Below are 26,571 nucleotides of genomic sequence, written 5' to 3' on the forward strand. Positions count from 1 at the left end.
ACACATCGCACTCCACGAGCGGATCTTCACACGCCTCCTCGCGCGACCCCAACCCGCGAATTACCAAACACCCCCGCCGGGACAAAACGCTCTTTTAGTGGTCGAAGACGTTGGGCAGTCGTCCATCGACCGGAGCCTTGCCACGGGAGGCGGCATGGTCGACGAGGGCGCACAGTTGTGCGGGGGTGAGTCCGGCCAGGTCACGGAAGTCATGGTTCATGTGCGCTTGGTCGTAGTAGCCGCACAGAGCCGCCCGGTCAGCCAGCGATTGGCAGGCGTCGGATGGCAGGGTGAGTGCTCGTTGAAACCGCAGGATCCGGCTCGCGGATTGCGGTGGCAGTCCGATCTGCTCGCGGAAGAGTATCTGCAGCCGCCGGTTACCGCGGCCCGTGGCGGCAGCCAGTTCTTTGGCGGATAAGCGCCCGTGGCAGGCGCGGAGTAGGCTCCATGCCTCGGCCATGACTGGCGAGGGTGGGGGAGCATCCACCATCCGCCGCTCCAGGGCGTTCTCGACAACTGCCCAGCGCCCTTCCCAATGGGGCACCGCAACGAGTTGCTCGGTGAGCCTGGCCGACCAGCCGGCTCCCAGGACCTCATCCGGATGTACGTGGCTGTTGGCCAGGTGGTGCAGCGGTAACCCCAGAAACATGTAGGCGCCGAGCGGAGTGAACTCCACCTCGATGGCCTCCGCGACGCCCTCGTAGCCACCCTTCACCGGAGATGTCCGCAGGCCGGCGAGCATGGCGTGCCAAGTCGTCCGCTGCGCCGGAACGCTCTGAGCCTTGGGGAACAGGTGCAGGGGATCCCCCCAGCCTAGGACCAACGTCACTGTGGCCGCGGGAAGAGTGAGCCTGACCGGTCCTCGTCCCAGGGTGCGATGACCTCGGTACATCACGACCTGAGCCCGTAACCGCGCGGAGGCGCGACGCTCCGCATAGTCGCCCCTGTTCTTCGACTGCATGGACGTTTCACCCTCCCGTCTGCGACGCCCGCACCGTGCGCGCGTCAGTCGTTCGGTGATGAGGGTGCGCCTTTTTACAAGCCGAACGCCCAAGAGGCGCATCAATCTGGACACACGTTACGCCGCGCCCGTCAGCCGGAGGTGGCGCTTGTTCATGCTGTTCAGGCTGATGTGGGTGCCGGTAGGGCAGTTTGGTGCGGTGAAAGCGGTGTCAGGGGGAGTCGGGCTGAGCAGCGGAATGTGGCGTGGCAGGGGCGGCTGCCCCACCGAAGCGGGGTGCCATGCCCCTTTCAAAGCCTGGCTAGACCACGGAATGAAGCACACGGGTCGGGGTCGGACCAGGACCGTTTGGCTACGCCTGTGCGCTGTCGGCCTCACCTCAAGACGCTGGTTCTGCTGGCGAGGTCCGACCTGACCGTCCGCGATGAGAGCCCTCAGTGGGTGGAGAGTAGGAGGAAATCGGTGCGCATCGGACGAGTTCTTGCGAGCGGGGTCTTTGGGACCGTGCTCGCCCTAGGGGTTGCGACTGCGCCGGCCTCAGCGGCTGACGGTGTGCAGCGTGCTGTCCCGACTTCCGGTAATCCGCCATCGGAAAGCTGTGCTGTCAGCGACTGGGACGGCACCGGATGCTTCGTGGGGTCTGGGGAGGTGTTCTGGCTCAGGGATGAGTACGACGATCACATTCCGATCGCCATCAAATGGCACCACAGGACGTCCACTGGAGCGATACGTCGGGGTGTGATCTACAACGACTATGGCCCGTCCGCAGGCTGGACCACGGTGAACAAGAGCTTCGAAGAAGACCTCTTCGTCGAATACGAGTTATGTGACTTCGACACGTCCACTCGGCAGACCTACAACTGTGTCGGAACGGGTTGGGGGCCTACGTGACCCGAGGGGGGCGCGTACTGATCAGCGCGCTCTAGCTCAGCATTGGGGCCTGCCGATTAGCGGCAGGCCCCTGACGGCACCGCTTGCGTGAGAGGCCTCAGGGGCGGCAATCGTACAGAGCTCCAGCCTGCCTGGCGGGCTGGGCCCTGGAGACGAAGCCGGAACGGTATGGGTGGGATCAGGCGCGGACACCCCGAAGGGGCCGGAGGCCCGGAGCCCGTGAAACGGGGTCACTCAGGCCTGCGGAGCGGGCCGCTCGGGTGGAGCGCAGGGGAATCCCGAACCGTCCGGAGCGAAGCGCAGGACCCCGGCCCGAAGGGCCGGCTCTGGCTCGGCGAAGCCGAGCCCCACCGAGCGCAGCCCCGATCAGCGTCTGGAAACCACGGCCACAGCCGTGCAGGCGGAGCGGGCAGCAGCCGCCGGGCGGGCTGCCGCAGCCGACCGGCCGGCACCTGTCGCACACCAGCCGATCGCGCCGCAGTCCGCCCCCGCCCCCGCCCTCGCCCCCCGCTCCGCCCCCGGCCGAAGACCCGGCACCCACATTCATCCCCGCTGGACCGGCCGACTGTGAAGCAACACCTTCGCCGGCTCCCATCGGACACCCGGAGGCCGCGTCGGCCATCCCGTCGGCCCCGGCCGGGACCGTCGCCTCCCCACCCACCGTGGAGGAGGCCCGGCCGGCTCCTGGCCCGTGGTGCCCGTGGCCGCCGCCCCGGCCGTGCCCAAGCCGAGCCCGGAGCCGCCGAGCATCGGTGCGCTGCGCGAAAGCGAACTCCTCCCAGCGGCAGCCTCCGAGCCCTTGCCACTGTGGGTCGGCCCCGAGACCGAAGCCGGCCGCCTGACCGGCGACCCTGAACCAGCAGATTCGGACATCCTTGCCAACTCCAACGCGCTCCAAGAGGCGTGGCAGTCCGCCGTCCTGCCCGACGGCGGCACCACCCACAACTTTCTGGCCGCGCTTGAAGACGAACTCGGCGCACTCCAGCGCGCACTGAGCCCCGTCGCCGCCCCGGCGCTCACCGTCCCCTCCATCCCGCAACAAGAACCCCAGACCCTGCTCGACGACGAAGACCGCTGGAGCCTCCTCCAACGCTGCCTCACCGACGAAACCTGCCCCTGGACGTCCGAGCCGCCGGCGCGATCACCCTGCTCTTCGGCCCGTCCACGGAGCGGCTCTGCAACCTGACGCCGGACCACCTGCAACTCGGCGACAAGCACACCCACCTGATGCTCGGCCGACACCCGGTCCTACCGCCCCCGCGACTGGCCGGGCTGTTGCAGCAACTGGCGGAAGAGCCCCTGCCCGGCTCACGAGCTCTGTTCGCCCAGGCCACCCCGGGTCCCCGGCTGCTGTTCGCGGGCTCGGTGCCGGGGAAGCCGATCGCGACCCACGCCATGACGCAGAAGCTCAATCGAGACGGGATCTCGGTGCGCGCGGCCCGCACCTCGGCCCTCGCCGCGCTTGCTGCCGATCTCCCCAGCCCGATCCTCGCCGACCTGACTGGCATGCACCGTCATACCGCGATCCGCTGGGTCGCCTACGCCAGACGCGACCTGGCCGAGTACCTCGCGGCACGCGCCGAGGACCAGAAGGAGTCACTCGCAACCGGCGATCACCGCCCAAGAGGACAAGATTCGCGCAGCGGCGGGGCAGTCGATAGGGTGCCAGGTCACGACCGCCACCGGTTCGAACCGCGGGCAGGTCAGGGTTTTGCCGCGGCTCGTGGCACCTCCGCAGCTGCCATGCCGGCACCTGCCTGCCCGGGTCTTGGGACAGGGGGCGGCCTTCACGGCCGGGCAGTCGGGTTCCGGTCGACGGGTCAGGAGGAACGAGTGGCACAGGTCATCGCCGAGGTCTCAAGGACGTTCAACGAGTTTCTGCTCTTGCCCAACCGGACCCGGACCGACTGCTCGCCCGCGACGGTCAACCTGCGCACGCCCCTGGTGCGGCACGTCGTCGGAGAGCCGTCGGCGATCGAACTCGGCTCCCCGTTCACCTCCGCGATCATGCAGGCTGTCAGCACACCGGAACTCGCCATCGCACTCGCACGCAACGGCGGTCTGAGCTTCCTGCACCACAACCAGTCGATCCAGGACCAGGCCGCAGCCGTCCGCCAAGTGAAGAACTTCAAGGCCGGATTCGTCACCAGCGACACCAACGTACGCCCCGACGACAGCCTGAGCCACCTGGTCGCCGTCATGCAACGCACCGGTCACAGTACCGCCGCGGTCACCCACGACGGCAGCGCCACCGGCCGCCTGCTCGGCCTGGTGACCTCCCGCGACTTCCACCCCCAGCGCCACGACCTCGACGGACCGGTGAGCGGTCGGATGACCGCCATCGCCGACCTTCCTCACGCCGCAGCTGACACCACGCTCTCCGAAGCCAACGCCCGGCTGTGGGACCAGCGACTCGACTGCTTTCCCGTGCTCGACGCCGAGGGCCACCTGCAGTACCTGGTCTTCCGGTCCGACTACACGGACAACAAGCGCTTCCCGAACCAGGCCGTGGACACCGCAAAGCGCCTGCGGGTGGGCGCGGGCATCAACACCCACGACTACCAAGAGCGCGTTCCCGCCCTGCTGGAGGCGGGCGCCGACGCCCTGTGCTTCGACTCCTCCGACGGCTACAGCGACTGGCAGGCGCAAGCCCTGACCTGGGTGAAGAAGCACTACCCGGAGATCCCCACCGGCGGCGGCAACGTGGTCGACGGCGATGCGTTCACCTTCCTCGCCGAGGCCGGTGCGGACTTCGTCAAGGTCGGCGTGGGCGGCGGCTCCATCTGCATCACCCGCGATCAGAAGGGCATCGGCCGCGGCCAGGCCAGCGCGGTGCTGGACGTCGCCGCCGCCCGGGACGCCTTCCGTGATCGCACCGGCGAGTACGTGCCGATCTGCTCCGACGGCGGGCTGGTGCATGACTACCACGTGGCCCTGGCGCTGGCGATGGGAGCCGACTTCGTCATGATGGGGCGATACTTCGCCCGCTTCGACCAGGCGGCCGGCGCGAAGCTCCCCACCCGGGACGGCTTTGTGAAGGAGTACTGGGGCGAGGGCTCGAACCGCGCCCGCAACTGGCAGCGCTACGGACAAGGTGGCCAGGGCCTGATCTTCGAAGAGGGCGTCGACGGCTACGTCCCCTACGCCGGCGACCTCAACGAAGGGCTCGCCGTGACCATCGCCAAGCTCAAGACCACGATGGTGTCCTGCGGCTCCACCACTCTTCCGGAATTCCAGTCCACGGCCCGGCTGACCCTGGTCTCCGATCAGAGCTTCCAGGAGAGCCACGCCAACGTCACCCTGCGCGACACTCCGACGACCGTCGCCTGAGAGGCTGCCAAGAGCCACGGACCACTGGCCGGAGGGCAGCAGCGATGGCCGACGCCCTCGCCACCCACCAAGCAGCGGACGCCGCCCTCCGGCAGGCACTTGCCACCTCCCAGAACCAAGACCGATTGCGCGCCCTGGAGATCGAAGCGGCCGGACTTGAAGGACGACCGGCAGCCACCGGCCCCCGCCTGCCTGGTCCCACCGAGTCGCTGACAAGCCCCGGTCAGATCGTCGGCGCTGTGACCGACCGTGTCCGAGATGCCGTCACAGCCGCCTCCAAGGATCTCTTCCCGGTCGTGAACCGAGAGCTCGTTGAGCCGGCGACCCGCTTCGGCGTGCAGAATCGCGATAGCGTGAACCTGGACCGCCCGGGCAAGGTCAACGCCGTCAAGGCCGGCGTGAAGACCAAGTTCAGCAAGCTCAGCCGCGGCGACCGCCTCCGGATGCGGATGAGTTCCGCCTGGTCGGTTGTGCGGAGTTCCTTGGGGGGCGCGGCGGAACTTCTCGTAGCTGGGGAGGAAGACCGGGGTACCGGTGGCGAGCACCTTCGCGTTGGTGACGTCCGACGTCCGACGTCAGCGGCGCGCCGTCGAGGCCTTCGATGAAGCCGGGCAGGTGGCCGCGGTGGCCGACGATCCGCAGCCGCCCTTCCTCGACCGACATGAGGACCAGGCCTTGCGGGCCGAGTGCCGGAACGATCTGATCGGCCAGCCGCTCCATCACATCGAGGACGCCGACGGCCTCCGCAAGGGCGGCGGCCAGATGCGTCAGGTGGTAGAGCCCCAGGGCTCCTACCGGCTCCTGTGCCACCTGCGAACCCGGCACCGCAGCCGGGGCGCGGGCGAAGGCGGCGTGGTCGGCCGCGTCGGAGGCCACCGTTTCGGCGGGGGAGATGTGCAGGCTGATGCCGCGCTCGTCCGGAGAGAGCCGGAAGAACAGGCGTACATCGGGTGGGCGCACTGCCGTGAAGGCGGTCGGCACCTCCCAGGGGCGCCTGCCCGGAGCTGCGACGCTTCGCTGCCGACCAGGTCGGCGCCGGCCGCGTTGATGAAGGTGATCTGGCCATCGAGGTCCAGCGCACAGCAGCCCAGAGGCAGCCGCTCGGCGAAGTCGAGGGCGGCCGCCGCCCGGGCGGGGTCCTCCTGCCGCCGCACCGGTGCGGGGACGAAGCGCGGCTCACCTTCGGGCGGCCTCTCTTCGCCGCCCTCGACCGCAGCCTGCCGCAAACGCTGCCCCGCCCGACGGGCGAAGGTGTCGATCGTCGGCCGCCCGGTGACCCACAAGCCGTGCTGCTGCACAACGGCCACCCCTCCGTCGGTGGGAAGCGCCGGGAAACGGCCGGGCCGGGGTGGAAAGTGAGGGCGGGTGTACAGCCGAAGGCCTCGGCCGGACGCCGGACGCCGGACGCCGGACGGCTCGGACGGCTCGGACGGCTTGCGCCGGCCTGGCGACAGCTTGTACCAAGATCGGTTCTGTATGTCCAGTCACGTATTCGAGTGGCGTGACGCACGCCCCTCGGCAGGGTTTATTTGAAGCACGTCCTCACCGGGGAATTCCCGGAAAATGTGGGGCCGGAAAATTATCCCAGCTCTGTTCTGCGGGACGGTTTTCAAACCTCTTTCATTCCGAATGGAGAATTCCCATGCGCAAGCTGTTCTCGACTCGTCGTGTTGTTCTGGCCGGAGCTTCCCTGGCGCTGGTGGGTGGCGGTATCGCCCTTCCGGCGACGGCGATGGCCGCCCCGGCCGCCGTCCCGCAGCAGGCCGTCACCCTCGCCCACGGCGACAGCGCCGACGGCATCGGTACCGGCGGTGACGCCAACGCCGAGAACACCACGGTCGGCGGCACGGCCACCGGTGGCGCCGCGAACTCCGGTGTCGGCAACTGCAAGGGCAAGTGCGTGATCACCACCGGCAACGCCACCGGCGGTAACGCCAGTGCCGATGCCACCAACCTCGGTGACGCCACGGCCGTCGGCGGTGACGGCACCGGCAAGGGCGGCACCGTGAACAAGGTCAACAAGCAGGTCATCAAGAACCAGATCAAGCAGGACCTGAAGGCGAAGCTCGGTAAGTGAGCTCGCTGAAATCCCCGCAGGCCCCCAGGGACTACGTCCCGGCGAGCCGCCCACAGTAGACGCCGGAGAGGCTGACCGCCTCTCCGGCGTCTGCATCTTCCCCATTTTCCCCTCCTTTGCTGCGCCGCCCCGTTTCTCGCGACTTCCGGACCCGAAGGGCTTTCCCGCAATCCCCGGTGGGTCGGCGCACGGCGTCGGATGCGGTGCATCGCACGGCGGAGGGGCGTCCTCATACTGGGCGTATTCGGGCGATGCGACAACGCAGCGAGATGCCGTAGCCGGCGTCGTGCGCCCGCCGGGGATTGCGGGACAGCCCTACCGCTCGACGCCGCGGCCGAGTCCGGCAGCATCAAGCCCGCCACGCAGCCCTACGAGCTGATGCGCGGCATCGGCAACCTCTGCATCGGACGAACGCCCCCCGCTACGCGCCCCGGCGCCCGATCGCACCTCTCCTCCAGGACTCCAGCGACCTCAGGCGTCTGATGGCATTCTGGCTCACTTCGGTGGGACCCTTTGCGACCTGGGGATCCTGATGGGCTTGCTCCCTCTTCAGCTGTGGGCCAGGTCTGCTGCGGCGGTGGCGGGTGGCCTGGCATTTGGCCGAGGCCGAGGCCGAGGCCATGGCCACGGGTGCTCTGCGCCGGCAGCCGCCGGAGCCGGAGAGCCCCGCCGGACAGGTGTCCGGCGGGGCTCTCCCACGAGGTTCAGGCCGTACGGGCTACCAGGGCGGCAGCGGCAGGCCCGCGGCGCGCCTCGGTTCCAGGAAGTCCTCCCGGAAGATCTCCAGGCAGGCCCTGAGCAGCGGGATGTCCACCTCCGCACCGAGGTGGGTCAGCTTGGCCGACTCCTCGCCCATGCGGAACTCCAGCAGGAGTCCACCGCGTCCGGCGTCGGTCATCTCCACCACTTCCATGGCGTCGAAGTCGTCGCTGCCGAGCACGGTGAGGGCGGCGTACTCCCGTCCCTGCACGGTGAAAACCCTCATAGCCATCCCTCGAATTGCAGGCCGCCGCCGCGCAGGCTCCATCGCGCGCCGCGACCGGTGGATTTCTCGATTATGTCGAGGACGTGCCCACCGTAGAAGGCGGATGACTTCTCGATGGTCCTGGTGGTCGTGGAACTCCCCAGGATCTCGTCCAGCAGTACCTCGGCCCCGTCGTTGAGTGCCCGCTTGTCCGTGAGGCGGTTGGCCCCGTTGAGGAACGGCAGGTACTTCTTGACGTGGTCGGCGGTGCGCTTCACCGGGTCGGTGTGCTTCTGCAGCGCCCGGCCGGCCTCGGTCATGTGGAAGTCGCGCTGGAACGGCTTGCCGTTCTTCGGCGGGATCTCCTTCAGCGCCGCCGCCCGCAGGTCGTCGTCCGTGGCGTTCTTGAGAGCGCCGCAGTTGTGGACCAGAACGGAGGCCGCGCCCGCGCGCACGTAGTAGGTGTGCGTGTCGGTGACCGTCAGGTTGTGGACGCGCTGTGCCTGCGTCCACGCCGTCACGGAGGTGACCTGCACCCACGTTCCCGAGGAGGTCTGGAGCCACTGGCCGGCCGACAGGTCGCCGGCGTCGACCCAGCGGCGCTGCTCCGGCACCCAGAAGGGGTGCCCGTCGGTGGCGGTGATGACCTCGGAGGCCGTTCCCCCATCGCCGTCGGTGTCGACGGTGATGCGGACCAAGTGCTTCTCGCCCTCGCCGACGATCCGCGCGGAGACGGGTTCGGCGGTGGTGGTCCCGGTCCCGGGGTCGGTGGTGAGGACCTCCTCACCGATCTCCACGTCCTCGATGGGCTTGGCGGAACCGTCGGCCATCACGACCTCGGTGCCGGGCGTGAAGCTGTTGCGGACCTTACAGCCGCCGCCTCCGCCGTCGCCGCCGTCGTTCTTCGCGGCCTTCTTCGGCTCGGCCGACTTGGAGGACTTGCCGTGCCGGTCGGCCTTCTTGGCCCGGGCCGCCGCCTCCCTGGCCTGCCGGGCCGCGGTGGCCTTGGCCTCCTCGGCCTTGCGGGCCGCCGCCGCTGCGCGTTCCTGTGCGGCTCTGCGGGCCGCCGCCGCCTCCTCCTCCAGCTTCCTGGCCCGCTCGGCCGCTTCCTCGATCTGGCGTTTCCATTCGGCCAGGTCCTCGGCGTACTTGGCCATGGCCTGCTGGTAGCGCTCGACGCGCGCGAGGATGTCCCGCGCGAGCTTCAGCTTGCCCATCCAGCTGTTGAAGGCGTCCCAGGCCCGGTCCAGGGCCTTCAGGATGCGCTTGGCCTTGCCCGCGAAGGGCAGGGCCGCCTCGAAGGCGAGGCCGGCGCAGGCCCCCCAGTCACCGCCGAGGCAGGCCTTGATGTCGTTGTAGCCGGAGGCGTCCTTGAGGATGCCGATGGCCACGTCCAGCGCCACGTCGAGGGCGCTTCGGCCGTTCGCCCAGTTCGCCCAGGCCACTTCGGCGTCGGTGAAGTCCTTGATCGGCATCACCGGCGGCGCGATGGCCTGGCCGGAGGGGTCCGAGAACGTCACGGGCGAGTTGTTGGCGTAGGCGTACGGGTTCTGCTGATTGGCCTCGTTGTAGTCGACGATCGGGTCGACGGACAGGAACCGCCCGGTGGCCGGGTCGTACTCCCGTGCTCCCAGGTGCACCAGACCGGTGGACTCGTCCGTCTCACCGCCGACGAAGGCCTTCTTACCGGGCCAGACCGCCGGGGCGGTGCCCCGCGCGTCACCGAAGGGGGTGAACTTGCGGCGCGTGACGGCCTGGGTGGCCGCGTCGACGGCCGTGGTGGCCGTGCCGTTGTTGTCGGCGAGCAGGTAGGAGGTGGTGACCGCGCCGTCCTTGGCGGTCTTCACCATCGTCGGGCCGGCCGTGTGGGCGTAGTAGCGCGTCGCCTCCGTCGCGCCGTTCGGCTTCAGCCTGACCTCGGTGCCGGGCAGGTACAGCGTCGTCCCGGCCGGGTCGCGCTTGATGAGGCGGTTGCCGTTGGCGTCGTAGAGGAACTCGGTCGTCTTGGCGCCCTCGGTCACCTTGGCGAGGTGCCCCTCGACGTCCCACTCCATCTGCTGGGTGTTGCCCTGGACGGTGCGGGTCTTGGTATTGCCGACCTCGTCGTAGGCGAACGAGTCGCTGCGGGTGCCGCCGGGGCCCGTGGTCTCGACCCGCTGGAGGCGGTTGGCGCCGGGCTTGCCCGGGGTGCCGTAGCCGTAGGAGCGGACGACGTCCTTGGTGAGGTCGCCGGTGGGGGAGTGCTGGACCTCCTTGGTGCGGTTGCCGGCCGTGTCGAAGGAGTACGAGGTCCAGTACGGGGCCGGTCCGCCGACCTTCGGCGCGGAGCCGGGGCCGGTGGCGTTCGGCTTGGCGGCGCAGTCGTCGCTCGCCGTCCACGCCTCGCTCATGCGGCGCATGTAGTCGTAGGCGAAGCACTGCGTGTCCGTCGTACCGGTGGCGGCCGCGCCCTCCTGGTCGTTGACCTTGAGGATGTTGCCGACGGCGTCGTACTCGTACGAGGTGTCGTTGATCCGGCCCGGTGCCTTCTCCCGGTCGTTGACGGTGCGGGTCAGACGCCGGGTCTGCTCGTCGTAGAAATTGGTCGTGAACAGCTGGGAGCCGGCGGCGCCGGTCTCCGTGCGCAGCACGTCACCCATCGGCGAGTAGTCGACCTTGCCCACGAACGTCTTGCCCGCCACACCCATGACGGTGGGCAGTTCGAAGTGGTTGTAGGTCATGGTCACGCGCTCGGCGGGCAGGCCGCCGACCGCAGGCTGCTGCGTCCACGCGGTCAGGCCCGTGTTGGGCCGGTAGCCGGTGGAGAAGGCGTACGTGCCGGCGAGCGCACCCTCCGACTTCGGGATGGTCACCGTGGATCCGGTGGGCCGGTAGCCCTGGTCGTAGCCGGTGATCGCGTGGGTGTACGCGTTCCCGCCCACGTAGCGGGTGGAGGAGACCGGGAGGCCGACGGCGCCCGGCAGGGTGTCGTAGGCGATCTCGCTGAGCTTGGCACCGGACAGCGAGCCCTCGTGGGTCCCGGTGACACGGCCGAGGGCGTCGTAGGCGAACGCCACGGTCTTGCCCCGCTGGTCGGTCACCGACTCCAGGCGGTCGCCCTTGCCGAAGACCTTGGAGGTGGTTCCCTTCTCCGGGTCGGAGACCTTCGTCTGGCGGCCGCGGATGTCGTACCCGAAGGACCAGGTGTCCCCGGCCGCGTTGACCACGGTTTCGAGCTGGCCGCGCCGGTCGTAGCCATAGCGGGTCGCGTCGTACGCGCCGGTCGGCGAGTCCGAGCGGAAGTAGCGCAGCTCGGTCTTGCGGCCCTGGCCGTCGAGGAACGCCTGGGTCGGCGTCTCGCCGGTCGGCGGATCGACGGTGATGCTGTCGCCGCCGTAGGCGGTGGTCGTGCGCGAGGTCTCCTCACCGAACTTGCGGGAGATCTGCGCGGTGGACCGGCCGCTGCCGTCGTACTCGGTGACGGTGGAGGAGGGCACCTCGTTGTCCTTGGGGGCCCACTGCTCGCCGGAGGCGGTGCCGCCGGTGTAGTAGGCGCCGTTGGACTTCCACACCTGGCCGAGGCTGTTGTAGAAGGTGTCGGCGATCAGCCGGCCGCCGCCGAGGGCTTCCAGCTGGGTCTGGCGGATGCGCAGGCTGCTGTCGAAGATCTCGTAGCTGCTGCGGTAGCTGCCGTCGTCGACGAGTGACTTGGTCGTGATGACGACGGGCGCGTCCGGGCGGACGTCGTAGGTGAACTCGGCGTCCGGGGACTTGGTGTCGGGATCGCGGTCCGGGGACCAGGCCTTGGCGAGGCGGCCGAGGGCGTCGTACCGCATGACGCTGCGGCGGCCGTTGGCGTCCTGCTTGGCCAGGATCGACCCGCGGCCGAGGTCGGTCTCGGTGGTGTCGGTGTGGCCGAGGGGGTTGGTGGTGACGACCTTGGTGACGATCTGCCCCGAGGCCGGGGTGTAGTCGATCTTGGTGACCTTGCCGAACACGTCGGTCGTGGTCTTGGGACGTCCGTAGGAGTCGAAGGTGAGCGAGCCGTCCGTGGTGTACTGCGGCTGGCCGTTCGCGTAGCCGGACAGCGACTCGGAGCGGACCACGTTGCCGACGGCGTCGTAGGAGAGGCGGGCGTCGGAGATGACGTCGTCGGGACGCTTCACGTCCTTGGCGTCACATGCCTTGCCGACCGTCTCGATCCGCTTCTCCCGGCCGATGATCCACAGGGATTCGTCGGACTCGTACTCGTAGCGGGTGCAGCTGTCGTCCTTCGAATCGGCGACGTCACCGAGGTCGGAGACGGTCTGCGGTATGCCCCGCCCGTCGAGGGTGGTCTCCTGCGCGGTGCGCCGCCAGCCCCGCCCCTCGGAGAGCAGCGTGCGGGAGGCGACGTGGGTGGTGCCCCGGACGAAGGACTGCAGCGGCTCGATGCCCTCACGCAGGCGGGTGGCCGTCGGGCCGTGCAGCCACGGGGTGTAGGTGGTCGCCGCCTCCAGGGCGCCCCCCTCGCCGTTGAAGGCCAGGACCTCGCGGGTCTGGCCGGCGAAGAGGCGGTGGTCCGCCATCTCGACGCCCTCGGAGTCCTTGACCTTCACCGAGCGCTTGCCGCCCGAGGGGGCGGCCCGGTCGCCGTCGAGGCCGCGGAAGAACAGCGTCTCGGTCAGGGACCGCTTGTCCGGCGCCGCGCCGATCAGCGTCCGCACGCGTTCGTAGCCGCGCCACTGCGACCACGTGCGCGTGTGGGGGCGCATCGTCTCGGTCTCGTCGTCGTACGCCCACGCCGGCGTGCCCAGGTACTGGTACTCGGTGACCCGCGTCGGGGAGTTGCCGTTGCGGTCCTCCTCCTGCACCTGGTCGACGACGTGTTTGTGGAACCAGTCCGTGACGTAGAGCTTCTTCTCGCGCTTGGGGTCGTTCGGGTCCGGTATCTCGCTGATGACCGGGTAGCAGCGCAGGGTGTTCGACTCGTGGGAGGCGGGGATCACCCTCGGGTTGGCGGCCCGGCACTCCGGGGCGCGGTAGTGCACGTTGACCGTGGAGCCGGTCTCGGTGTCGATGGCCTCGATGCGGTAGCGCAGGTACGGCGGCTTGCCGTCGTCCATGCCGTCGACGCGGTTGGGCAGCTGCCTGCCCCGGAAGGCCACCGGCGGGAGGCCGATCTCCTTGCCGTTCTTGCCGGTGTGCTGGACGGCGGCGAGCCACAGCGGGTAGTCGGTGCCGTCACCGGTCTGCGGGAAGTCCTGCGTGAGCTTCCAGGTGTCGACGGGCTGGTGCGCGGTGCCGTTCCAGACCTCGGTGGTGATCTCGGTCAGCCGCTTGCGGGTGAAGAACGTCGGCGTGAAGCGGGCCTTGCACTCCTCCTTGGCCGCGCACAGCTGGTCGCCTGGGGTGTCGGGCCACATCTTGGCGATGTTCCAGTCCACCTCGGGCTTGAGCTTGGCCTCCGCACAGTCGAAGTCCTTCGTCTTCAGGCAGCGCTCGGCGACGGTGAACTGCACCTGGGCCGGGGCGTTGGCGAAGAGGTTGTCCTTGCGCAGCCCGTAGGAGATGTGGTCGAGCCAGCCCCCGCGGTCGTAGGCGCGGTTGGTGGAACCGCCGGCGATCTTGTAGTTCGACCCGTAGTGGTTGACCTCCTTCTCGTACCAGTAGGTCATGGCGTTGCCGCGCGGGTCCACCACGTAGTCCAGGTTCCAGCGGTAGGCCTGGTCGCAGACCGAGTTCGCGAAGTCGCCGGCCTTGAAGCAGTCCTCGCCCGGGTGGTTGCCGTAGACCGGCACGAGGAGGGCGGAGTTGGTGAGGGGCTTGCCCGTGCTCCAGCCCGGCACCTTGTTCAGGCCGAAGTGGAACTGGACGCCCTGCGGGGTCGTGACCCGCCAGTGCTCGCCCTTCTTGTCCCCGTTGTCGGCGCCGGTGAGCAGCTCAACGCGGGAGCCGTCGTCGTCGGAGGGGCGCCAGACGCCGGTCCTGTCGTCCCGGACGAGCTGCGTGGAGCCGCCGTTGAGGGACATGGTGACGGTGGAGACGGCGTGGCAGAGGTCGCCCGTGTCGTCCTTGGGGTTGTTGAACCCAGTGCCCTCCTTCTTGTCCTGGCTGCAGGGGATGAAGGAGCGCTCGATGAAGTTGGACCCGAGGTCCCAGCCGTCGCCGACCCAGGAGGTCTGCTGCGAGGACGCCGAGGTGCGGCCGTCGATCTGCGCGCTGGAGTACCCGAGGGCCAGGGACGGGCTCGGGCCGCCCAGCGAGGCCGGCACTTCGAGCGGGTAGGACCAGGAGAAGTCACCGGCCGAGCCGCCCGCCTGCCAGGAGCCGGAGGGGTTCAACGAGGTGGCTTTGAAAGTGCCGTTGGCGCCGTCGGCGCTGGGTGCGGCCGCCAGCACCATCGGGGCGGCCGCGGCGGCCGAGGCCAGCATCATGGGCGTGGAGGAGCGGACACCCTTGGTGGCGAACGAGCCGGTCGCGGGGGCGGAGCCGGGCTGTGCCGCGGTGTCGACGGTGGCCGTGAGCGTGCCCGTACTCGCGTCGTTCCTCGTGCTGACGGGGGTGACCGTGCGGCACTCGGGCCGCTCGGGCGTCGTCAGCGCACAGGCGGGCAGCGCTGTGAAGCGGAGCCGGGAACCCCAACTGCCGCCGTACGCGTTCTTGAAGGCGTTGTAGTCGAGCTCGACCGACACCGGCGCGTCGCCGGCGCGGCTGTCGGTCCGCGTGACGGCCATCAGGAGCCCGCCGGGGACTCCCGCCTTCCTGGCCCTGGACTGGTCGTGCAGGTCGACCCTGACGCTGACCGGGGCACCGGCTGCCGGGGCGGCGCCGCCCGCGGAAGGGGCGGCGAGCGCCTGCGGGGCGCCGAGGGCCTGCGCGGCGTTACGGGCCTGCGGCGGTGCGGCGATCCGCACCGGCAGCGTCCCGGCTTTGGCCGAGCCGGTCTGCGGGGCGGCGGGGCCGCCCGCCGCAGGGGCGGAGAGCAGCCGGGAGCGGCCGTCGGCGGGTGCCGAGGCCGGGGCGGGGAGCCGGACCTCGGCCGAACCCGCCGCGGGCCAGGCCACCCTGGGCGGAGCGGTCCACTTGTTGCGCTGGGACTCGCCGGGCGTGGGGGCGGGCTTGCCGGTGACCGGCTTGCCGCCGACCTTGGTCAGCTTCTGCAGTGCGGGCGGGGTGGTCTTGGAGGCCGCGGACGCCGGTGGCGAGGCGAGCCCGGTAACACACAGGGCGACGGACAGGGCCGGTACCGACCAGCCCAGTGCGCGTCTGCGCTTTCCGCCCCTAGCGTACCAATTTCGATTTCGCAAATTGGGTTCCGTCATAGGTCGCGCATGCACAAAAGTACACGCTATTCGAAGGTTGATCCAAGACCGTAACAGCGAGTGCTGCGCCACATTTCCTGCCGCCTCCCAGCCGGGAATTGAGCACCGCAAATCACGCGTCAAGGTGAGGCAAAGTCGGACAGAAAGCGGCCGGAATAGGAATTTCCTATTCCGTTTATTTCGGGGGAGTCCCAGGTCATGAGAAGCTCGCCCGGACTGATCAAGCCATCCGTGCGCGGGAAGGCCTCCTGAGCGCCCGGATCGACTACGAGGAACCTCCGTGAGACCACCCCTGGCGCGGCTCCGCGCCACCGGCCAGCCCCGCTTGCGGGCGTCGGTGCTGGTCACCGCCCTGGCCCTGACCGCAAGCCTGATAGGGACCGCGCCCCTGGCCGCCGCGGCGACCGGCGCCGGCCCGGCCGCCGGGCGGTCGGCGCCCGCCGACGAGGCCGAGAAGGCGGCCGCCGAGGCGAAGCGGACCGGAAAGCCGGTCGAAATCGTCGGCCTGCGCACCGAGACCGACGAGGTGTGGGCCAATCCGAACGGCACGAAAACGGCAGAGCGAGCGCTGGTGCCCGTGCGGGTCCGCCAGGGCGGAAAGCTCATTCCCGTCGACACGACCCTGCACAAAGGAGCAGACGGGCGCCTCGCCCCGAAGGCCACCGCGATAGGGCTGACGTTCTCAGGGGGCGGCGACACCCCGCTCGCCGTGATGACGGAAAACGGCCGCGACGTCGCCCTGAGCTGGCCTGCGCCGCTGCCCGAGCCCCGCCTCGACGGCAGCAGCGCGGTCTACCCCGAGGTCCTGCCCGGGGTGGACCTGCGGGTGAGCGCGACGGTCGACAGTTTCTCGCACGCGCTCGTCGTCAAGACCCGCGAGGCCGCCGCCAATCCGGCCCTCGCCTCCCTCTCTTTCGGCCTGAAGGCCAAGGGGCTGACCGTACGTGCCGAGGCCGACGGGCAGCTGCGGGCCGTGGACCCGGCCGGACAGACCGTGTTCGGCTCGGCGAAGCCGCAGATGTGGGACGCGGGCGGACAGAAGGCCGAGGCCGCGGTCAACGCAGCGGCGTCACCGGCGCCCGCCGCCAAGTCCCTGCGCTCGGCCGCGGCCCCAGCGGCCCCAGCGGTCCCCGCGGCCGCCGCTGGGCCCGCGGCCGCCGCCGGATCCGCCCCGGCCGACGCGCTCCCGGCGCCGGTCGAGGGCGTCACCACCGGTGCGAAGCAGGCCGACCTAGGGGTCCGGCTCAGCGGCACCACGCTCACCCTGACGCCGGACCAGAACCTGCTCAAGGCGCCCGGGACCACGTACCCGGTCGTGATCGACCCGACCTGGGACGCCTGGAAGCAGGCGTGGACGATCGCGTACAAGCACAACGCGTTCCCGTCCTCGCCGAACACGAACTACTGGAACGGCGGCACGCTCAGCAAGGACGCCCGAGTCGGCTGCGCCAAGGACGCCGCCAACGGCAACGCCGTGATCTGCGCCAAGACCTTCTTCCAGGTCGGCATGAAGGACTACTGGGACAAGCAGATCATCGAGTCCACCCTGCGCATCAAGCAGAAGTCGGCGGGCTCCTGGAGCTGCAAGTCCGGTGACATCCAGGTCTGGGAAACCGGCACCATCTCCAAGTCCACCACCTGGAACAACCAGCCGGACTGGAAGCGGCTCGTCGACTCCAGCGGCCAGTCCTACGGCGGGCGCAACTGCCCCGGCGACGGCGACGTGATCGAGCTCAACGTGAAGTCGGCGGTCGCGACGGCCGCGCAGAAGCACTGGGGCACCTGGACGTTCGGCCTGAAGGCCGCGAAGGACACCGTCGACGTCTCCTGGCGGAAGTTCGACCCGAACAGCGCCCGTGTCTCGACCACGTTCAACACCACTCCGGACAAGATCACGGAGCGTTCCACCGACCCGTCGGTGCCCTGCGCGGGCGGGGTCATCGGGACCACCGACCAGATCGTCCTGCGCGCCCGGGTGAAGGACAAGGACAAGCAGGACGTCTCCCTCGCCGCCGAGTTCCACTACTGGAAGGACGGCGCCTCCACCCCGACCAAGGCCACCATCAAGGCCAGCAACGGCAACGTCGCGCAGCTGCGCATCCCGGCCAAGGACCTGAACGGCACCTACCGGTGGGACGTGCGCACCCTCGACCACGTCGGCCCGGCCGGCCCCTGGGCCGGCCAGTGCCACTTCACCATCGACCGGACCCGCCCGGACCGTACACCGCTGGTGACCTCGAAGCAGTTCCCGGAGGGTGAGGACGACCCGGAGAAGACCGGCTTCGCCCGCTCCGAGGGAACCTTCACCCTGAGCGCCAACGGGGTCAAGGACGTCACCGCCTTCGAGTGGTGGACCGACTCCAACCCGAAGGTGAACAAGATCCCCCCGACCATCGTCGGCGGCTCGGTGGACATCAAGTACACGCCGACCACGGCCGGTCCGCAGCGCCTGTTCGTGCACAGCCTCGACGCGTCCGGCAACCGGTCGAACCTCAAGGAGTACCTGTTCTACGCCAAGCGCCTGGCCACCCGTGACAAGCACGGCGACCTCAACGGCGACGGCACCGTGGACATCTGGAGCGTCGACCCGGGCTCCGGCCTGCTGTGGATGCACCCCGGCAAGGGGGACGGCACCTTCGACCTGTCCCGCCAGCTCGAACAGGGCTCCTTCGCGGACGCCGCCTCGCTGACGCACCGCGGCAGCTGGAACGAGGACTACTACGAGGACCTCGTCGCCCTGCAGCCCAGCCCCGACAACTCCCGCAAGAACCTCTACGTCTACCCGGGCAAGGGCGACGGCGACCTGGAGAGCGCGGACGCCAACCGCATCGAGCTCCAGGTGGGCAACCCCGACGCGGACGACCACTGGGCCGACGCGGACCAGGCCGTCGCGATCGGCAGCGTCGACGACGACAACGGCGACGGCAAGGTGGACGACGCCGACCAGCCGGACCTGCTGGTGAAGACCGGTGACCAGCTGTGGCTGTACCGCGGCTCCGCCGTCGGCTTCCTCGACGCCTTCGGCGAGCCCATCCTGCTCGGCAACGCCGACTGGAAGAACATGACCGTCATGGCGCCGGGCGACCTCAACGGCGACCGGCTGCCCGAGATCTGGGCCCGCGACACGGTCACCGGCAAGATCCACCAGTACACCAGCCGCGTCACCACCGAGCCGGGTGCGGCCACCGCGGCCGACCTGTCGGTCTTCGCCGACCCGGCGGTCCGAACGACCTCCATCGGCAGCGGCTTCACCGGCGCCGCCTACGCGCACCTGTCCAGCAACGGCGACTTCGAGGCCAACGGCTTCGCCGACCTGTGGTCGCGCGACGGCAACGGCCGCATCACCGAGTTCCCGGGCCAGACCCTGGCGGGCGGTTCGGCCTTCGGCGCCGGCCGGCAGCTCGTGCTCGGCGGCACCTCCTGGTCGCAGTGCCAGACGTTCACCTCCGCCGCGACCGGCACGCACACCCTGTGCGGTCCGATCCTGGCCAAGTACCTGGCCAAGGGCGGTACGTCGCTCGGCTACCCGACCACGGACGTGCTCGTCCCGGCCGACGGCGTGGGCCGCTACGTCAGCCTCCGCAGCGCGGGCCAGACCAGCGACAACGGCTCCATCTACTGGCACCCGAGCAGCGGAGCCTGGGTGGTGTGGGGCGCGATCCGCGCCAAGTGGCTCGCAATGGGCGGCGAGAAGGGCATCCTCGGCTACCCGACCTCCGACGAGAGCCCGACCTTCGACGGCGGCCGGTTCTCCACCTTCTCCTCCGCCTCTGGCGGCAAGGGCGGCATCTTCTACTCCACCGACACCGGCGCCTGGTCCGTCCACGGCTCGGTCTACAACAAGTACGTCTCCCTCGGCGGCCCGGCCAGCCCCCTGGGCTACCCGGTCACCGACGAGACCAACGTCGGCGACGGCTCCGTCGCCCGCTTCAACCACTTCCGCAAGCGTTCCGACACCGAGGCGACGGCCTCGATCTACTGGTCGAAGGCCAACGGCTCCTGGCCGATCCACGGCTCCATCCGCAGGCGGTGGATCGCCCTCGGCGCGGAGAAGAGCACCCTGGGCTACCCGACATCCGGCGAGTACGAGGTCGCGGGCGGCGTGCGCGAGGACTTCGAGAAGGGCTACATCCGGGCCAACACCACCACCGGGGCGACCGCCGAGCACCAGCCCGCCGACCGCACGGCGCACCTGCGCACGGACCTGTCCGGCGACTTCAACGGCGACGGCCGCAGCGACATCGCCACCGTCTACGACTACGGCGACAACACCACCGCCCTGTGGGTGTTCAACGCGCTGCCCGACGGCGGCTACGAGGCACCCACCGTGCGCTGGACCAGCACGAAGGGCGGTTTCTCCTACCAGCGCGCCAAATGGGTTGCCGGTGACGTCAACGGCGACGGCCGCGCCGACGTCGTCGCGCTGTACGGCTACGCCGACGGCTCCAACGCCCTGTGGAGCTTCCTGTCCAACGCCACCGGCACCTTCACCCCGGTCAAGGGACTGACGGCCGCCGCGGGGAGCTTCGAGTGGGCCAGGGCCAAGCCGCTGGCCGGCGACCTCAACGGCGACGGCAAGGCGGACGTCGCCATGGTCTACGACTACGGCAACGGCGAAGCGGGTGCCCACACCTGGACCTCGAAGGGTGACGGGTTCTTCAACCCGGCCGCCGCGAGCTGGCGGACGCCCGCGGGCAACTGGTGGATCGACCACGCCACGTGGCGGGTCGGCGACGTGAACGGCGACAAGCGCGACGACTTCGTCGCCCTGTACGGCTACACGGCCGGCGGTGTCGCGGTCTTCACCTTCCTCGCCCAGCCGAACGGCGGCGTCGCCGCCCCGGTCAAGTCGTGGACCCAGCCCGCCGGCGGCCCCTGGGAGTACGCGAAGACCAAGTTCACGGTCGGCGACTACAACGGCGACGGCCGCGCCGACGCCGCCCTGATGTACGACCACGGGGACGGCCAGGCCTCGCTGTCGACGCTGCTCGCCAAGCCCGACGGCACGATCGGGGACGCGGTCCGCAGCTGGGAAACCCCGGAGGGCACCTGGTACGGCACGAGCGCCGGCGTGCCGCTCTCGGGCGATTCCGACGGTGACGGCCGGGACGACATCTCCTCGCTGTACAACTACGCGAGTGGCGCCTCGGGCACCTTCACCTTCAAGAGCCGCCCCGACGGTGGCTTCGAGAACGGCTTCCTGAGCTGGCAGACCCTGCCCGGCACCTGGTGACCGCAGCCGCACTGCGGTGACCGGCGGCGCCCCCACGGGCGCCGACCGCACCGGGGGCCCCGTACCGCCGCCACACGGCGGTACGGGGCCCCTTTTCACGCACACGTGCCGGTCGTCCGCGTCGATCCGCTCGCTGCACGGGTCGGCTTCGCCGTTCAGGACCGCCGCGCAGAATGACGCCATACCGCAGTCGAAGACGGTCCAGCGGTTCACCCGCACGGTGTCCGCCTTCGGAACACGGCCACCCGCCAGGCCGGCCCGGCCTGCATGTTCAGATGGGAAGTGTGAGGCGGAAGATGGTTTGTCCGGGGCTGCTGGTGACGGTTGCGGTTCCGCCGTGGGCGGTGATGACTGCATGGACGATGGCAAGGCCGAGGCCGGTGCTTCCTGTGCTGTGGCCGTCGCCGCGGGAGACGTCCTCACCCGCGAGGTCCTGTTCCAGCTCCCGCCCGGCTACGACCTCCTCTTCGGCCACCCCCAACCCGTCTGACCACCACCGCCGCAGGTCGGTCCCCCCCCGTTACCTTCTTCCTGGCGACGTCCCTCACCATCCAGCCGATGCCCCCGTTCGCGGCCGGAGACACGCCAAGCTGCCGCAGAGCCCGCTCCCGGTCGGCGAGCACCAGGTCGTTCGGGACATCCAGGCCCTCGGTCAGCGGTCCCCACGAACGCCTCGCATCCGCGCTCGCCGCAGGAGCCCACGGGTCGGCCGCCCCAGCCCTCCGCGCCGACGGGGCAGGAGCCGCAGCGGGTGCGGGAGCAGCACCCCGAGCCGGTGCGGGACCGGGAACCCGGGCCGCAGCCGGGGCGGACGCAGACGCCAGAGCCGGACCCGAAGCGGGCGCCGGGGCGGGGGCAGCCAGGGCCGAGGGCGCCGGGGCGCGAGTGAGGGTGGCGGCCGCGGTGGTGACGGCGGCGACGGCCTGGTCGACGCCCGCTCCGGCGGCGTGCGCGTCGAGGAGGATCCGGGCGACGTCGATGCCCCTCGCATCGAGGCGGGCCATCGCGGCCGTAATGTCCGGCCAGGCCGGGGACGCGAGGATCGCGTCGCGCACCAGGCCGCCTGGCATCGTGGCCTTGAGGGGGGTCGGCCCACCGGTCGGTGTCCTCCGCCCTCGTCCGCGACGCGATGTTCGCGGCGACGGCCTGGTGAACTCCATCATGCGGCCCATCTGCGGCAGAAACACCCCGAGGCCGACACCGGCCTGCTGGAGCCGACGAGCTGTCGGGCCATCACCGGCCAGTCCGCCCCCGCCATCAGCTCGGCCAGGACGTCGTCCCCGAGGACGCCGCGCAGCTGGTCCGCCGACCAGCCCGGAGCCATCTTCCCGGCGTCCTCGCTGAGTTCCTCCTCCTTGCCCGTAAGGCGCTTCTGGGTGGCGCGACGGACCACGTCGGTGATGGTCATCACCAGCGCCCCCGCCTTTCCGCAGCCATCATCGACCGCCTCACCTTCAACGGAACGATCATCGAGACCGGAACCGACTCCTACCGTCTCGCCAGCACCCGAGCTCGAGCCGAGGAGTCAGTCAAGGCTGGATGACCTCTGCTGCTGCCTGTTTCTGGACTGGGGCCGGGTGTCCTACATGCCGGTCCGACGGTGGCCGGGAGGCGATGCCCGAGAGTGGGGGCCTCGCGACAGGCGACGACATCGAACGATTCCGTCGGGGCGACGAGTTCGGATTCAACACGGATACCTCCACGGGTAGCTTCGCCGACGCGACAGCCTGGCCCGCGCTGACAGCGCCATTCCGCAAGTTCTGGGAGCAGCGTAGGACAGCAGCACCGGGCACCCTCGTGTCCCGTGACACCGAGAGCGTGGGCGGTGGCGAGTTCGAGGTGGTCCGTGATGAAGCCCGGGGCGCAGACCTCGTCACCTTCTCCGCCACCGAAGGACTTTCCGTAGCCTGGCTCGGTCGTACAGAAAGCGGAGAGCTCAGCTCCATCGTCGTCATGGGTCACATGGGCATGGAAGCGCTGGCCTGAGACCGTTCAGCACGGCTACCCGATGACAGTGGTCGCTCCTCTTGTTCGCCACAGCTGCACGAAGCCCCAGACTGCCGTTCGCGGTTCCGTCACGGTGACGTATGCGCGAACGGGGCGGCTCCCCGATGCTCCGGCTGACCGCCACTGACCTGTACCAGCGGGGCTAGAAGCAGGCAGTCGACGGCAGCCACTGCGCCGGTCCTGATCGGACTTCTGCCCGGTTCGAGCGGGCCGTCACCGCGACCAGGCTGGACAGCCGGCCCCTGGTCGTTCGCGTATGCCTCACGCCTCTGAGCGGTCCGCGAACTGGCGCCAGCTGGCGGGGGGCGTCATTGGGAGCGCGCGATATTTCCGGGCGTCTGCGCGCGTGACTTCGGCACTCCCTGCGTCCACGAGCACGCCTGAAAGGCCCGACCACTACCGGACACATCGACCAGCCCTGCTGTCGGTGCTGCCCCTCAGACACGGGGCCCTCGGTCTCCTGCCTGCACCTGCACGGCGCGCCCCCGGTGCGGGGGCCGTCTGGCGGGCCGACTCGGACATCGAGCCTGGCCGCGGGCTTTAGGCGCATCGTCCACGGGCCCGTCCGTATCGGCCGCGAGTCCCGCACCTGCAGCCGGGGGATCAAGGGCGGGATCTGAGTCGGCGCAGGGTGTACCCGCCCGCTGCGGGGTCCAGGTGCTTGGTGGTCTCTTTGAAGAGGTATTCGGCCCGCTCGTAGGACAGGCGGCGGCGGCCCGTGTCCGGGCACAGATCGGCCTGCGCGGGTGTCCGGGCGGGGCCGGGACGCCGGTCGGAGAGGAACACCGGCCCCCGCCTCCGGCCGGCCAGCAACAGAGGCAGGAGCCGAGCGGTCCCGGAGCGCCAGGTCACCCAGGTGTCGCCCGTGCAGGCCCTGCGCTCTTCCAGGTCCAGGTCCTCGACGTTCAACGACAGGACGGCTTTCACCCCGGCCGCCGACTCGTGCAGGAGCCGCCACAGCGTGCGTTCACGCAGCGGCAGGCCCGGGCGGCTCCAGAGCGCGTCGAGCTGTGCGGGGCTGAGCGCCGGCGTCCGGGGGCGGGTCTCGGCGCGACGGTCCAGGCCGGCCGCGAGGTCGCCCAGGGACGCCCACGCGCTGAAGGACCGGACGGCCGAGCGGTGCCGGTTCCACGTCGCGGCCGCGGTTGCGCCCCACGCGGTCGCGAACACCCGCGCCACCTCCTCGGCCGTCAGGGAGGCCAGCGGCAGGTGGTCGCCGAGGGCCAGGCACAGGCGCCTCAGGGTCTGTCCGTAGGAGTGGATCGTAGCCGCGTCCAAATCGTCGCGGCTCAGGAAGTCGTGGGCGGCCCGCCCGAGTGTGGGTCCGGGCGGGCCGGCGACCTCGATCGCTTCCGCCCGTCGGTACAGAAAAGCACGCTCGGCGGCGTTCCTGGTGAGGGATGCCGCCCGGCAGAACTCCAGCCGCGCTTCCTGGTGCCGGCCCAGGCGGGCCAGTAGATCGCCCCTGACGCTGGGCAGGAGATGGTAGTCGCGCAAGGTGGGATCGGTGGTCAGCGCATCGGCCAGGGCGAGGCCTTCCTCTGGCCCGTACGCCATCCCGAGCGCCACCGCCCGGTTGAGGTGAACGATCGGGGTCGCCACGAGCTGCGCCAACGCCCCGTACAGGACCGCGATCTGGGCCCAGTCGGTGTCCTCTGCGGTATGCGCCCGCGCATGGCACACGGCGATGGCGGCCTGCAGCAGATACGGTCCGGGTGGGCCGCCGGCTTCCCGTGCCCGCAGCATCGCGGTGAAGCCGCGCCGGATGAGCAACTGGTCCCAGCGTCCCCGGTTCTGCTCGTGCAGCTGGACCGGCTCGCCCGACGGGCCGGTACGCGCGGCCGAGCGGGAGGCCTGGATCTCCATCAGCGCGACCAGCGCGTGCACCTCGGCTTCCTGAGGTGCCAGCTCGGCCAGTAGCCGGCCCAGGCGCAACGCTTCGAGACAGAGCCCGGGCCGCATCAGATCATCGCCGGAGGTCGCCGAGTAGCCCTCGTTGAAGACCAGGTAGATGACCTCCAGCACGGATGAGAGACGTTCGGTCAGTTCCGCGCCGTCCGGCAGGTCGAACAGCACCTGCTCCTCGACCAGCGTCCGCTTGGCCACTGCGATGCGCTGGGTGATCACCGTCCCGGTGACGAGGAAGGCCCTCGCGATCTCCTCGGCCGTCAGACCGCCGAGCAACCGGAGCGTCAGGGCGACTCGAGCCTCGGTCGCCAGAACGGGGTGGCAGGAGATGAGCATCAGCCGCAGGACGTCGTCCGCTTCGGGGTCCGGCTGCTGTTCCAGCTCGTGGGCGAGCTGTTCCTGCTTGCGCGTCAGCCGCTGGGAGCGCCGGATGTGGTCGACGGCCCGCCGCTTGGCGGTGGTCGTCAGCCAGGCGCCGGGGTTGTCCGGGACGCCCGTGCTCGGCCATTGTTCGAGCGCGGCGACGAGCGCGTCCTGGGCCAGTTCCTCGGCGAGGCCGACGTCGTGCACCATCCGCGTGAGCGCTGCGATGATTTTGGCCGACTCGAGCTTCCAGACCGCAGCAACCGTGCGACGGGTATCCAGCACAGGCACGATGACAGCACCTGCCCGACTCGTCCGCAAGCCCGGGGCAGGTGCACGTCGCCGTTCAGGGTTCGGGCCCCGCCGAAGGCTCAGGGACCGAAGACCTGCTGGACCACGCTCTCGCCGTCACCGACGATCCGGCGGAAGCGGCGGGCCAGCTCGATCGCCTCCTCCTTCGAGCGGACCTCGATGAGCGCGAAGCCGGCCACGGCCTCCTTGGCCTCGGTGAACGGCCCGTCGGTCACCGTAATCTCCTCGCCGGCAGACCGCACGAGGACGCCGCCCGGCTCCAGGCCACCGGTGGCCAACAGCACACCGGCCGCCGTCAACTCCTCGACGAACCTGCTCATTTCGGCGTACAGCTTCTCGTCGGGGGCGGTGTCGGAAGGCTTTGTCGTCATCAGATAGCGCATGGGTTCCCTCATCTCGTCATGCGGTTTTCGACCGCTTCTGCCAACACGACGAACAAAGGCATGTGACAGGGAACGCGTGCATTCCCTGTCACATCGCCTGATCGACGCGTTGACACAAGCACCGCACTTCGAACCCGAGAGGCAAACATCATGAGCACCCGGACCGCCACCACCGCCGCCGCGACCGCCACCACCGCCGCGACGGCCGCCGCAACCGGAACCCCCGCCCGTGCCACCACCCGCTCCCTGCTCACCTGCGCGGTAGTGGCTTCTCCGCTGTGGGCGGCCCTCTCGCTGGCCCAGGCCGCCGGCCGCGACGGCTTCGACATCACCCGCCACCCGCTGAGCGCCCTGAGCAACGGCTCGCTCGGCTGGCTCCAGATCACCAACTTCCTCATCGCCGGAGTCCTGCTCGCCATCGGCGCGACCGGGCTGCGCAGGGCCCTGCACGGCACCCTCGGCAGCACCTGGGCCCCTCGGCTGGTCCGGATCGGCGGCATCGGCATGATCGCCGCAGGACTGTTCGTCATGGACCCGGTCGACGGCTTCCCCACAGGCGCCCCCGACGCGGGGGCCGCCGCGCTCACCTGGCACAGCTACGCCCACTTCGCCGCAGGATCGGTCACCTTCACCTCGCTGATCGCCGCCTGCTACGTCCTCGGCCGTCACTTCGGCCGCATCGGCAACCGCGGCTACGCCATCGCCTCCCGCGTCGCCGGCACCACCCTCCTGATCGGCAACGGCTGGGCGATGGGCGGCGGCACGGCCGGCACACTGACGCTGGCCGTCGGTGCCATCACCGCGATGCTCACGATCTCCGTGATCGCGAACCGGTACCGCCGCAGCCACTGAGCCGCGG

The 26,571-nt window shown here is 70.1% G+C and carries 15 protein-coding genes and 2 pseudogenes; 9 read left to right on the forward strand and 8 right to left on the reverse strand.

The window, feature by feature from the left end; all coding sequences use genetic code 11:
* Nucleotides 1-94: 94 nt before the first annotated feature.
* Nucleotides 95-742, reverse strand: coding sequence for a helix-turn-helix domain-containing protein (locus ACFCZ1_RS32730; protein WP_376681909.1), 648 nt, complete (start codon nucleotides 740-742; stop codon nucleotides 95-97).
* 681 nt (nucleotides 743-1,423) lie between these two features.
* Between ACFCZ1_RS32730 and ACFCZ1_RS32735 the strand changes: the two genes are divergently transcribed.
* From ACFCZ1_RS32735 to ACFCZ1_RS32745, 3 genes are all read left to right on the forward strand, one after another.
* Nucleotides 1,424-1,852, forward strand: a complete 429-nt coding sequence (locus tag ACFCZ1_RS32735) for a hypothetical protein (RefSeq protein WP_376681910.1) — start codon at nucleotides 1,424-1,426, stop codon at nucleotides 1,850-1,852.
* Nucleotides 1,853-2,552: 700 nt separating this feature from the next.
* Entirely contained in the window at nucleotides 2,553-3,038 is a 486-nt protein-coding gene (locus ACFCZ1_RS32740; protein WP_376681911.1) for a hypothetical protein, read from the forward strand.
* 647 nt (nucleotides 3,039-3,685) lie between these two features.
* Complete coding sequence (locus ACFCZ1_RS32745) at nucleotides 3,686-5,182, forward strand: IMP dehydrogenase (protein WP_376681912.1); 1,497 nt, start codon at nucleotides 3,686-3,688, stop codon at nucleotides 5,180-5,182.
* A 420-nt stretch (nucleotides 5,183-5,602) separates the two neighbouring features.
* On the opposite strand, the gene ACFCZ1_RS32750 is transcribed toward ACFCZ1_RS32745, so the two are convergent.
* A complete protein-coding gene (locus ACFCZ1_RS32750) occupies nucleotides 5,603-6,142 on the reverse strand; it encodes a hypothetical protein (protein ID WP_376681913.1) in 540 nt (179 codons plus the stop codon).
* A gap of 682 nt (nucleotides 6,143-6,824) precedes the next feature.
* On the opposite strand from ACFCZ1_RS32750, the gene ACFCZ1_RS32755 reads away from it, so the two are divergent.
* Together ACFCZ1_RS32755 and ACFCZ1_RS32760 are read left to right on the forward strand one after the other, a co-directional pair.
* Nucleotides 6,825-7,259, forward strand: coding sequence for a hypothetical protein (locus ACFCZ1_RS32755; RefSeq protein WP_376681914.1), 435 nt, complete (start codon nucleotides 6,825-6,827; stop codon nucleotides 7,257-7,259).
* Between the two features lie 321 nt (nucleotides 7,260-7,580).
* A pseudogene (locus ACFCZ1_RS32760) lies at nucleotides 7,581-7,792 on the forward strand (hypothetical protein); the annotation flags it as partial.
* A gap of 185 nt (nucleotides 7,793-7,977) precedes the next feature.
* On the opposite strand, the gene ACFCZ1_RS32765 reads toward ACFCZ1_RS32760, so the two are convergent.
* A complete protein-coding gene (locus tag ACFCZ1_RS32765; RefSeq protein ID WP_376681915.1) occupies nucleotides 7,978-8,250 on the reverse strand; it encodes a hypothetical protein in 273 nt (90 codons plus the stop codon).
* Complete coding sequence (locus ACFCZ1_RS32770) at nucleotides 8,241-15,491, reverse strand: polymorphic toxin-type HINT domain-containing protein (protein WP_376681916.1); 7,251 nt, start codon at nucleotides 15,489-15,491, stop codon at nucleotides 8,241-8,243. The genes ACFCZ1_RS32765 and ACFCZ1_RS32770 overlap by 10 nt, the downstream gene beginning before the upstream one ends.
* 295 nt (nucleotides 15,492-15,786) lie before the next feature.
* On the opposite strand from ACFCZ1_RS32770, the gene ACFCZ1_RS32775 reads away from it, so the two are divergent.
* Nucleotides 15,787-20,739 carry an FG-GAP-like repeat-containing protein gene (locus ACFCZ1_RS32775; protein WP_376681917.1) on the forward strand — a complete coding sequence of 1,651 codons (4,953 nt, stop codon included), beginning with the start codon at nucleotides 15,787-15,789 and terminating at the stop codon, nucleotides 20,737-20,739.
* A gap of 271 nt (nucleotides 20,740-21,010) precedes the next feature.
* Here the strand turns inward: ACFCZ1_RS32775 and ACFCZ1_RS32780 are convergent, their stop codons facing one another.
* A complete protein-coding gene (locus ACFCZ1_RS32780) occupies nucleotides 21,011-21,244 on the reverse strand; it encodes an ATP-binding protein (RefSeq protein WP_376681946.1) in 234 nt (77 codons plus the stop codon).
* 654 nt (nucleotides 21,245-21,898) lie between these two features.
* A complete protein-coding gene (locus ACFCZ1_RS32785; protein ID WP_376681918.1) occupies nucleotides 21,899-22,147 on the reverse strand; it encodes a hypothetical protein in 249 nt (82 codons plus the stop codon).
* 9 nt (nucleotides 22,148-22,156) lie between these two features.
* Here ACFCZ1_RS32785 and ACFCZ1_RS32790 point away from each other — a divergent pair.
* Together ACFCZ1_RS32790 and ACFCZ1_RS32795 are read left to right on the forward strand one after the other, a co-directional pair.
* Nucleotides 22,157-22,282 (forward strand): annotated as a pseudogene (locus tag ACFCZ1_RS32790) (AAA family ATPase); the annotation flags it as partial.
* 71 nt (nucleotides 22,283-22,353) lie between these two features.
* Nucleotides 22,354-22,725, forward strand: coding sequence for a hypothetical protein (locus ACFCZ1_RS32795; protein ID WP_376681919.1), 372 nt, complete (start codon nucleotides 22,354-22,356; stop codon nucleotides 22,723-22,725).
* 624 nt (nucleotides 22,726-23,349) lie between these two features.
* Here ACFCZ1_RS32795 and ACFCZ1_RS32800 read toward each other — a convergent pair.
* A complete protein-coding gene (locus ACFCZ1_RS32800) occupies nucleotides 23,350-25,308 on the reverse strand; it encodes a DUF6596 domain-containing protein (protein WP_376681920.1) in 1,959 nt (652 codons plus the stop codon).
* 80 nt (nucleotides 25,309-25,388) lie between these two features.
* Nucleotides 25,389-25,712, reverse strand: coding sequence for a YciI family protein (locus ACFCZ1_RS32805; protein ID WP_376681947.1), 324 nt, complete (start codon nucleotides 25,710-25,712; stop codon nucleotides 25,389-25,391).
* A gap of 150 nt (nucleotides 25,713-25,862) precedes the next feature.
* Here ACFCZ1_RS32805 and ACFCZ1_RS32810 point away from each other — a divergent pair, with 150 nt between their 5' ends.
* Nucleotides 25,863-26,564, forward strand: a complete 702-nt coding sequence (locus ACFCZ1_RS32810; RefSeq protein WP_376681921.1) for a DUF998 domain-containing protein — start codon at nucleotides 25,863-25,865, stop codon at nucleotides 26,562-26,564.
* Nucleotides 26,565-26,571 lie beyond the last annotated feature (7 nt).

The sequence above is a fragment of the Streptomyces sp. NPDC056224 genome (assembly GCF_042267665.1).
In the GTDB taxonomy this organism is placed as follows: domain Bacteria; phylum Actinomycetota; class Actinomycetes; order Streptomycetales; family Streptomycetaceae; genus Streptomyces.

What these genes read in the sequence shown, in the direction of transcription:
- ACFCZ1_RS32730 (WP_376681909.1), bottom strand. Translation starts at nt 742, where the DNA reads ATGCTCGCCGGCCTGCGGACATCTCCGGTGAAGGGTGGCTACGAGGGC.
- ACFCZ1_RS32755 (WP_376681914.1), top strand. Translation starts at nt 6,825, where the DNA reads ATGCGCAAGCTGTTCTCGACTCGTCGTGTTGTTCTGGCCGGAGCTTCC.
- ACFCZ1_RS32765 (WP_376681915.1), bottom strand. Translation starts at nt 8,250, where the DNA reads ATGGCTATGAGGGTTTTCACCGTGCAGGGACGGGAGTACGCCGCCCTC.
- ACFCZ1_RS32785 (WP_376681918.1), bottom strand. Translation starts at nt 22,147, where the DNA reads ATGACCATCACCGACGTGGTCCGTCGCGCCACCCAGAAGCGCCTTACG.
- ACFCZ1_RS32795 (WP_376681919.1), top strand. Translation starts at nt 22,354, where the DNA reads ATGCCCGAGAGTGGGGGCCTCGCGACAGGCGACGACATCGAACGATTC.
- ACFCZ1_RS32805 (WP_376681947.1), bottom strand. Translation starts at nt 25,712, where the DNA reads ATGCGCTATCTGATGACGACAAAGCCTTCCGACACCGCCCCCGACGAG.
- ACFCZ1_RS32810 (WP_376681921.1), top strand. Translation starts at nt 25,863, where the DNA reads ATGAGCACCCGGACCGCCACCACCGCCGCCGCGACCGCCACCACCGCC.